This window comes from uncultured Veillonella sp., assembly GCF_963524655.1.
In the GTDB taxonomy this organism is placed as follows: Bacteria; Bacillota; Negativicutes; order Veillonellales; family Veillonellaceae; genus Veillonella.
Genome location: NZ_CAURHA010000016.1, coordinates 30,353 through 39,922 on the forward strand (window position 1 = coordinate 30,353; position 9,570 = coordinate 39,922).

The 9,570-nt window shown below is 37.8% G+C and carries 10 protein-coding genes; all 10 read right to left on the minus strand.

The window, feature by feature from the left end:
* Positions 1–20 precede the first annotated feature (20 nt).
* Positions 21–1,331: a secretion protein gene (locus tag RYM16_RS04700; RefSeq protein WP_314982622.1), complete on the minus strand. Its 1,311-nt coding sequence runs from the start codon at positions 1,329–1,331 to the stop codon at positions 21–23.
* Between the two features lie 122 nt (positions 1,332–1,453).
* Complete coding sequence (locus RYM16_RS04705; protein WP_314982623.1) at positions 1,454–2,314, minus strand: hypothetical protein; 861 nt, start codon at positions 2,312–2,314, stop codon at positions 1,454–1,456.
* Between the two features lie 129 nt (positions 2,315–2,443).
* Complete coding sequence (galE, locus tag RYM16_RS04710; RefSeq protein WP_314982625.1) at positions 2,444–3,433, minus strand: UDP-glucose 4-epimerase GalE; 990 nt, start codon at positions 3,431–3,433, stop codon at positions 2,444–2,446.
* Between the two features lie 9 nt (positions 3,434–3,442).
* Positions 3,443–4,879, minus strand: a complete 1,437-nt coding sequence (locus RYM16_RS04715) for a glucose-6-phosphate isomerase (RefSeq protein WP_314982627.1) — start codon at positions 4,877–4,879, stop codon at positions 3,443–3,445.
* A gap of 84 nt (positions 4,880–4,963) precedes the next feature.
* Complete coding sequence (locus RYM16_RS04720) at positions 4,964–5,242, minus strand: DUF1294 domain-containing protein (RefSeq protein WP_296004474.1); 279 nt, start codon at positions 5,240–5,242, stop codon at positions 4,964–4,966.
* 20 nt (positions 5,243–5,262) lie between these two features.
* Positions 5,263–6,186: an NAD-dependent epimerase/dehydratase family protein gene (locus RYM16_RS04725; protein WP_314982629.1), complete on the minus strand. Its 924-nt coding sequence runs from the start codon at positions 6,184–6,186 to the stop codon at positions 5,263–5,265.
* Positions 6,187–6,208: 22 nt separating this feature from the next.
* The gene (locus tag RYM16_RS04730) at positions 6,209–6,928 is read right to left on the minus strand and encodes a ribonuclease H family protein (RefSeq protein WP_314982631.1); all 720 of its coding nucleotides are present in this window, start codon (positions 6,926–6,928) and stop codon (positions 6,209–6,211) included.
* 9 nt (positions 6,929–6,937) lie between these two features.
* Complete coding sequence (gene ybaK, locus RYM16_RS04735; protein WP_314982633.1) at positions 6,938–7,429, minus strand: Cys-tRNA(Pro) deacylase; 492 nt, start codon at positions 7,427–7,429, stop codon at positions 6,938–6,940.
* 103 nt (positions 7,430–7,532) lie between these two features.
* Positions 7,533–8,531: a nucleoid-associated protein gene (locus RYM16_RS04740; protein ID WP_314982634.1), complete on the minus strand. Its 999-nt coding sequence runs from the start codon at positions 8,529–8,531 to the stop codon at positions 7,533–7,535.
* Positions 8,532–8,558: 27 nt separating this feature from the next.
* Positions 8,559–9,554: an AMP-binding protein gene (locus RYM16_RS04745; RefSeq protein ID WP_314982636.1), complete on the minus strand. Its 996-nt coding sequence runs from the start codon at positions 9,552–9,554 to the stop codon at positions 8,559–8,561.
* Positions 9,555–9,570: the final 16 nt, after the last annotated feature.

Below are 9,570 nucleotides of genomic sequence, written 5' to 3' on the forward strand. Positions count from 1 at the left end.
TCCTAATCATTTACCCTTTATTATACCACAGTTGCCCGTACTAACACCAACATCTCTATAGAATCTTTTGTTTTTCTGCTATGGCGAAATAATTTACCTAACAAAGGGATATCTCCTAATATAGGAACCTTTTGTATTTGGTGCTGATCTCGATTATCCATGAGCCCACCTATAACGAGGACTTCCCCTTGTTGTAAACGTACTCTAGTATGCGCTTGCCTTGTACTAATTTTGTAAGCTTTCATTTCCGATACCATAATCGGCGTACTCACCTCAGCATGTATTTTAGCATCCACGCCACCATCGGCAGTAATAATAGGAGTATAGTTTAATTTAATTCCTACCTCTTCATAACGAGTAGAGCGCTTCCGCTCTCCATTAACCTCTGACTCCTCTACGACAGGAATTCTTTCACCAATCAAAATATGAGCTGTTTCACCATTAAGAGCCATAATGGAAGGTTTTGCTATTAAAACGGCTTTTCCCGAACTTTCCAGGAGACTTAGTTCTGGTTTTACAAAAAACTTATAAGCTTCTCCACTTGGTGTTTTACCAAAGGTAACGGCTCCATAGGAATTAGTTTTATCATCACCATGGCCAGTCAAACTGAGCCAAGACCACCGAAAACCTTGTTCTTTTGCATAAGATTGCTCCATCGCAATAATAGTAGCTTCAAGTTGCACTTGCTTTGGTTCCTTATCGATAGCACGGACTAAATTTTCTACACGCCTCTTTTCACCACTTGTTAAATGCATAATGACCTCATTTTGTTCTGAAAGTACGGCCATTTTATCATTCTTTACTACGGTACCCATTACAGCTTTCAAAGATTCTGCTGGCAAGTGTTCTGGGGATAGAACATAGAGTTCTCTATTCTCCAGTGTTGCCTCATCAGATTCAATAAGCAATGTATTATGCTGCTTTGTTACAGAAAAATGATATATCCGACCAAGCTCCTTAATAACCTCTTCCGGAGACTCCCCTTTTACGGTTGCCGTAATATTTCCTTTTAGTGATTCTACACCGATAACCGATATACCATAACTTCTACAAATACCGAGAATTGTTTCCTTTAATGACGCATTGCGCACAGATATCGTAACCGACTCATTCTCTTTATTAAGCTCTAAACCATTTGTTACGTTATTAAGATCTAGACTATTTGCTACATTATTAAACTCTACGCTATTTGCTACATTATTTCTTACATTATTTGTTGTCTTTGATTCTTTAGTATCTGCTAATACAACTAACGGTTGCGCAAATAATATATATGTCAGTATAACTATTAGAATACTAATTTTTAGTAATATATTGGTTTTATTGGCCATATTAACTTTATTGCCTATATTAACTTTATTGGCTCTAGTTTCTTTATTATTGACTTTATATCCTTTAACTTTAATAATTCTGTTTTGTATTAACACAGCTTCAGTGGAGAATATAAATCTACTCACTCGATTTTCAGCCATCGTGATGAACCTCCTTCGACGATTTCTACACTATTTTCAGTAATAGCAGATACTGATATCCCTTGCCAACTACTACCAATCGTAACCATCTGCTCTTCTGAGCCTCTTCGTAAAATAGCAATATTTTGATTCCCCTCAATGACTCCCACAAGTTCTATTGGTTGTTCTGGAATTAACACCTTAGAATTAATCCCAGTTCGAGAGTGAATGTTTTCATCACTAAAGTTATTCATATCATCACGAGTTATATTTCCATTCAAATTCTTACTTTTTCTATCCGTTTTTGTAATTTTATTTTTCGTAACTCTATATTGCCTTGCAGCCCTTTTATTGCTTGATTGTTTACCATTATTAAGGGATATTTCATCATCTCTAATAGTATCTAGGTCGTTATCTATATCTTTAGTCTCATCATCTTCACTTAATATATCCAAACTAGAAATATCTTTAAAGACTTCTTGCCAAGGATGAAACCGCTCTACACTGCTCACATCATATAGTAATCTCCCCTTAACACTAGAGCCGTCTTTCTCATTACTTATAGCTTTATTATCTACTCCCTCTTTACTAGATTTTCCTTTATCACTACCATTTCTTTTGTTATTAGATTTCCCTTGCGATTGCTCTTTTGAATCTGCCTTCCTTTGATTATCAATACTGCCCTCTGATAAGGCTGAATTCATATTGATAGATTCCTCTTCTTGAGGATAAAAAATACCGACTACTATCATCCCTAAAGCAAGTACAAAGAAAATAACAATTATCATTCGATAATGGCGTACAAGAAAATATTGTCTATCAATCCAGCCTTTAATTTGTTCTATATAGTTTTGTAAGTTCATAATTCACCTCCTTCGAACTATTTCTAGGAAGCCCTTTTAAATTCCTATAAAAAAATGACTCTACCAGTCACCTAGGTGACTAATAGAGTCATTCATTATATTGACAAATCAAAAGGATTTGTTCTTATTTTATTTACTGTTAAAACCATCTGGATGAGATGTATGCCATTTCCAAGCATCTTTGATAACATCAGCTACATTACTGAATTTAGGATCCCAACCAAGTAAGTTTTTGATTCTTTCAGAAGAAGCAATCAAAGTACCTGGGTCGCCAGCACGACGGTCACCATATTGAACAGGAATATCGATGCCTGTTACCTCTTTTGCAGTTTCGATGATTTCTTTTACGGAGAAGCCATTACCACTACCAAGGTTAAATACTTCAGACTCACCGCCATTACGCAAGTAGTCCATAGCCAATACGTGAGCAACCGCTAAATCATTAACATGAATATAGTCGCGCACACATGTGCCATCAGCTGTATCATAGTCAGTACCAAATACTGTTATATGCTCTCTTTTACCACGAGCCGCATCGAGCACAAGCGGAATCAAATGAGTTTCTGGATGGTGGTCCTCCCCAATCGTACCAGATGGGTCAGCGCCAGCCGCATTGAAATAACGCAAAGCTACGAATGTAGAACCATAAATAGAACTATAATCAGATAACATTTCTTCAATCATCAATTTAGTGCGACCATATACATTGGTAGGTTGCAATTGAGCATCTTCGCGAATCGGCACCACTTCAGGCTCACCATATACGGCAGCCGTACTAGAGAATACAAAATGTTTCACACCTGCAGTACGAGCAGACTCAATGAGGTGATAAGAACCAACTACATTATTTTCATAATAAATGGCTGGATTTATCATGGATTCCCCAACTTGAGAATGGGCTGCAAAATGCATAATACCAATGATATTATGGTCTTTCATAATATCTATCAACTTAGGATCTGAAATATCCATGTTGTAGAATGTAACCCCTTCAGGAATCGATTCTACATGTCCGCGAGATAAATTATCTACAATGATTGGTGTATAGCCTGCTTGTTGTAAGGCACGTACAGTATGACTCCCAATATAACCAGCACCACCTGTTACTAAAATATTCATAGTTCCCCCTTATGAATTATCTGTGTCCTTAGCACGAGCTAATTTAGGACCGATAAGACGCTTATAGACCTCAACGCCTGGTTGGTCAAAGGCATCAACGCCAGCAAAAATAGACTCGAAATAAACAGCCCAACAATGCATAAACATAATTTCCCCTAAATGGAATGCATTTAAAGTTGGTACAGTTATAGTCATGTTAAAGCGATTGTCACTAGACAATGCCTCTCTATTTGCATCTAAGGCAATATTTAAAATATCACAAATTCCCACATCAGATAAAGAGCGTAAGCGTTCATATTGGCTATACGTATCTGGCACGATGAGATTATGTTTCCAGTCTTTTACCTTAATAAATTGAACGACCTTATTGAGACGACCTTCTTGATGTTCTTGAACTTGAGCATGCATATCCATAGTGCCTACTGCAGCTACTGGTGTACGACCATATGGCAAGCAAGTATTACTCATCTTGCCTAGAGATTCGGATAAAAGCTGCACATACCAGTCTGACAAAGAATGAAGAGCATCACTATAAGGCATAAACACTTCAATAATACGACCATACCGTTCAGATGCAATATATTTCAATAAAGCGCTTAGTAAAGCAGGGTTTTTGAAAATATCCTCTTCTTGACATGCTGCATCCATAGAGGCAGCACCAGCTAAGAAGCCTTCAATATCAAAACCTACAAGAGCAGCTGTTACAAAGCCAACCTCTGTAAATACAGAGAAGCGACCACCAACGCCATAAGGAATGCTATAAGTTTTCCAATTATTTTCTAGTGCCATAGCCCGTAGAATTGTAGGATGTTCATCATTAGATACATCTGTTACAGCTACTACTTCATAGTTAATGTTGCGATCTTGTAAAGCCTTCTCCAAAATCATGAAGTTGGCCATTGGTTCGATGGTAGAACCAGACTTGGAGGTAATAACGAGCATTACCTTATAATCAGGACCTTTTTTCTGAGCCTGGTATTCTAAGGTACGGATAAGACCTGCTAAATAGTCGCCATCTACGTTAAAACCAGCAAAGTACATCCGTGGATATCCATTGCGTTCTTCCGTACTTAGATTATTCCAAAATGCACCACATTGAACGTCAAAAATAACTTTGCTCCCTAAATAAGAGCCCCCAATGCCTACAGACACAACTGTATCGATATTGTGACGTGCATAGTCACGCAATTCGTAAAGACGTTTTAACATATCTGGTGTATTGATACCATCTTCCGAAATATATGGAAGCTGATAAAACAATACAGGTTCAGGTAACCCATCTTTAGACACATGGCCTTCTTCAAAGCCTGTAGAACGTAAAATATTTGTATGGCGCCACACATTTTGTATAGCTCGTTCAAAATTATTTACGTCTCGCTCTTGTATGCAACTTTCATTATATATGTTAGCGTAATCTAACTCGAACCCCGATTGTAATCGCAACATCAAATATCTCCTTCACTGACATTTTATGTACAATATTTTACCCATTATATCATAAAAGAATGAATAAAATATTAGTTTATGCAATCAGTTTACCCACAAACCATAACCGAAGCCTACCGCATAGACAGACCACAGCAATGCAATAGGAATAGCTAGTTTAAATTTAATCTTTAGTGTTTTATGGCGCCATAGAACCATGCCTAATAAAGCACCTACACCACCAAAGGCAAATGCTAAAAATAATAAAGTAAACTCTGAAATCCGTCCATATCCCTTGATAGCACATAATTTATCATATCCATACATACTAAATACGATGAGATTCCAGACACCTACAGTTACCCAAAATTGTGTATCACTCATATCCCCAAACCTTGTACCCCTTACTTATGATGAGCTTTAAAATATTCTAATGTCTTTTGTAAGCCGTCCTCTAATGTAGTTGAAGCTACAAAGCCAAAATCGCGCTCTGCCTTGGCATTGCTTAAACGAGAATGCTTGATATCCCCTACCCGCTCAGCCTCATAGTGCACCATAAAATCAGCACCACTAATGGCACGGAATCGCGTAATCAACTCATTAACAGATGTTCCCTTATTGGTAGATACATTATAAATACCTGTGCATTGACTATTCCCCATAGCCTTGATATTAGCTTCTACCACATCATCTACATAAATGAAGTCTCTAGTTTGCTCGCCATCACCATATACAGTTAAAGGCTGCCCTTCAACGATTAAACGGTTGAACACACTGATAACGCCACCTTCACCACCATCACCTTGACGTGGGCCATATACATTGGCATATCTAAAACATACTGTATTTAATCCAAAGGCCTCACGATAAATCCGTAAATACCCTTCTGCCGTAAGCTTAGTTAGTCCGTAAAAGGAAGAAGGCATACCACTTAATTCCTCAGTTAGTGGCAATACTGCTAAATCCCCATAAACAGCCGCGGACGAAGGCATTAAGAATTGTTCAACCTTCACTTGACGACATGCATCAAGCACATTAATAAGCCCTAATAAATTAACATCGCAGTCATAACTAGGGTTCTCCATGGAGGATTGAACCATAGTTTGGGCCGCCTCGTGAAATACGATAGAGGGCTTAAACTCTTCAAAAATAGATACTAGTTTTTGATCTCGTACATCCATCTCAATAAATTGAGCAGCTTCATGTACAAAAGAACGTACACCAGTAGATAAATTATCTATAACAAGCACCTTGTGCCCTAATTCAATTAATCGACCCACAAGATGAGAGCCAATAAATCCGGCCCCACCTGTAACACATATATTCATAGCACCCTCCCTTCTTATATTTCTAAATACCTGCACCTTGTTTCGCTAGTGCATCGGCCATTTCATTATATGTATCACCCGTATGAGCAGCCACCTTGTGAAAGTGTACGCGCACACGGTCTTTTATTGAGTCATAAAATGCTGCATACTGTTGAGTAAGCGCATTATTGCGTTTCCATCCCTTTGTGGCCCACATTTCAATGCCCATATAGTCATAGTAAAGTGAACATTCAGGAACGCCACGATCAACAGCATATTTCATAACATAAATAGCAGCTAACAACTCACCAGCTACATTCCAAAATGATGTATATCGTTCATCAGTAGAGGGAAAGGAAAAGGTCTCTCTATTCCCATTCAAGAAGATAACACCACCTGCTCCAACGGTATTTGTCCCTTTATTATAACTACCGTCAATATAAGCAACCACATGGTTTGGCTTAGTAAAATCTGGTTTCACAACACTTGCTGATACTTTACTTTGAGCCCTAGAGTTTACAGATTTAGAGCTTATCGATTTAGACTTTAAGCCTTGAGATGATTTAGGTTCACTCTTATTAGCGCTCATAAAGTCACTTAAAGATAAGCCTGAGTCCTCCACAAAAGCACGGGCTTCTGCTTCCGTAGGGAAAGACTTGTAGATAGCTCCACCAAAGCCCTTGACCTGCTTCTCACAATCAGCCCAAGTCATATAAACACCTGGCACACGACCATTTCGAACTGCATAAAACTTTTTAGCCATACGCACCTCTTAATGATCCATCGTAAGTTCAATAAATTCAGCCTTTACAACAGACGCTAAATCTTTTGGATTTACTTTCATTTGCATACCACGTAGGCCTGCACTAACATATACGAACTCTAGAGACTCCATAGTAGCATCAAAGTAAGTAGGAAACGCTTTTTTCATACCCACAGGAGAACAGCCTCCACGTAAATAACCTGTAATTCCTAGTAAGTCCTTAACAGGAACAAGCTCTACAGACTTATTATGACTTACGCGAGCCGCTTGTTTCATATCTAGTTCAGCGGCTACAGGAATACAGAATACAACGTAACCTGTTTTATCACCTTTACCAACTAGAGTTTTAAAAACGTCCTTTTCGTCTAGGCCTAACGCCTCTACTACATGAAGTCCTGTTGCATGATCCTCAGACCACTCATATTCGCTAATGCTATAAGGTACCTTATGGGTATCTAAAATACGCAATGCGTTAGTCTTTTTATGTTTTTCTTTACTCACTATATCCCACCTTATATATTAGCGTAACAAATAAAACTAATCAATATATAATATTTTTCTATATATTATAAATCATCATAAGTTAATATCTAGTCCGATATTCTTATTTATTCATAATTTTATTGATATTCTTTAATTCAATGCGCAAAGTTCCATCATCATTAGTTTTAATTTCAATGAACTCGCGATTTTTCATATACTCCACAGGAAATGAAATTTCAATGCCTGTATCGGTTTTAATCTTATGATGTTCTCCAACCTTTGTAGCAAATTCACGGTTTACCGGTAATGGCCGCATCATATCTGCATCGGCTAACTCTTTTTTAGCCGCCTCTTGTTGAATCGGATTCGCTTTGAATACCTCTTCTACTATACGCACAGGATCAACCGTATCAGATACTTCAGCATTTTTAGCAATCATAGATTTAGCAGTCGTCAATTCAACGACGCCATCAGACTCATGCGCTTGAGCTACCTTATCTACAATAGCTTTCACCTTTTTCACCGTATCTCGGGAAGATTGATTAGTGCCTAATTGTAATACCTTATCCGCTAAGATATAGGATACTTCACCATCAAACTCACCTTTCGGTTCAAAGATACGAACGCTAAAATCATGTAAATTAATAGATGCAAAGGCACGTAATTTTTGAGATGGCATCGGTAGTACCGCCTTATGCGAAACGAGTTCTGTAGCTAATGTACCATCATCTTCACTAAATAGCTGATGGGTAAAAGCATCATGAGCTTGGCACAAAAGAATACAAATATAAGTCGTATCTGTAACAGCTTCACAAATAATCGTATCGATAACTACGGAGTCAGTTGCTTGCTTCATATAGGTAAATAAGCTTTCACCCAAATTCTTAGAAAAATCTATAAACTTGAGGTCTCCATTTTTATACTCCACCAGCTGTTTACCAAAAGGACTTGCATCATGCAAGGTACCTGTTCTAGCACCGGGGTCTTTGAAAGCCTTAGCTACATGATTGGCAATATAATCTTGTATAGCTTGATCTCCAACCTTTAATTCATGTTCAGAATATACGGCTAAAGAGGACGTAAAGTCAAAAATCTCTAGCGCAGCCTTATTAATCTGCATGATGCCTCCTTATAACAGAAAAAACGATTACCCTTTATTATACCACTCTTTTAACTTTCGTTTATCAACTTTTGAGCATTCCGTAAGGGGTAACATAGGAATTTCTAGTATTGCTTTTGGCCACTCTACAGAAGGTCTTTCATGATGAATGAGTTCTATAATTTTACTTAATTCAGCGGTATCCTCTAACACCATATAAGCAACAAAGTCTTCCCCTCGTATATCATCAGTAATCGTAACAACAGCAACTTCAGAAACGCCTTGTAAGGATTGTAAATACAATTCCATTTCGGGGATAGGAATTTTATAGCCCCCTTTATTGATGACATCTCCTTGCCGCCCATTAAACATGAGATATCCATCACTATCTATATAACCGCAATCATTTACAGTATATGTATCTGGTATGCCTTCAATATGATATTTTGTGGTTACGTAAATAATGCCGTTTTTCTCTGCAATTTGGACAGATGGAAACGGTCTTCCCACTGTGCCTTCTCTTTGTAACCACTCTTTACCTGTACAATATGTTATATAGTTAAGCTCAGATGCACCATAATAGAGAATAAACTCCATGTTCGGACATATTACTTCTAACTGCTCCATCAACTGTCGATCCAGTACTTGAGATCCTGCAATGATAAAGTTAATAGATTCTAATTTACTTTTACAATGACGTACTAATAATCGTAATTTTGTTGGTAATGCATATATATGGTCTACATGATATTTCTCGATAAGCTGGCTCCATCGATTTGGACGCATCGAACTCGTTGTAACAACAGTTCCACCAGACCATAGCACGGCGATAACCATATTACTAACACCAGTGAAGCTAAAACTACCGTGTAAAAAAATTTTTGTATCTTTGTTTATGTGAAAGATATTGTTTTGGATATCAAAGAACTCACTCCATGATTTTTCGCTACGCCATAAAGGTTTTGGGCGCCCCGTAGTCCCCAATGTAAGCACTCCAAAATCAGCTGATAGCGGTACACCGTCAGATTTTATAACACAGGCCAATTCATCTATATAATCT

Coding starts and splice junctions, on each gene's coding strand:
- RYM16_RS04715 (WP_314982627.1), bottom strand. CDS start 4,879: ATGTTGCGATTACAATCGGGGTTCGAGTTAGATTACGCTAACATATAT.
- RYM16_RS04700 (WP_314982622.1), bottom strand. CDS start 1,331: ATGGCCAATAAAACCAATATATTACTAAAAATTAGTATTCTAATAGTT.
- RYM16_RS04720 (WP_296004474.1), bottom strand. CDS start 5,242: ATGAGTGATACACAATTTTGGGTAACTGTAGGTGTCTGGAATCTCATC.
- RYM16_RS04705 (WP_314982623.1), bottom strand. CDS start 2,314: ATGAACTTACAAAACTATATAGAACAAATTAAAGGCTGGATTGATAGA.
- RYM16_RS04740 (WP_314982634.1), bottom strand. CDS start 8,531: ATGCAGATTAATAAGGCTGCGCTAGAGATTTTTGACTTTACGTCCTCT.
- galE (WP_314982625.1), bottom strand. CDS start 3,433: ATGAATATTTTAGTAACAGGTGGTGCTGGTTATATTGGGAGTCATACT.
- RYM16_RS04725 (WP_314982629.1), bottom strand. CDS start 6,186: ATGAATATATGTGTTACAGGTGGGGCCGGATTTATTGGCTCTCATCTT.
- RYM16_RS04730 (WP_314982631.1), bottom strand. CDS start 6,928: ATGGCTAAAAAGTTTTATGCAGTTCGAAATGGTCGTGTGCCAGGTGTT.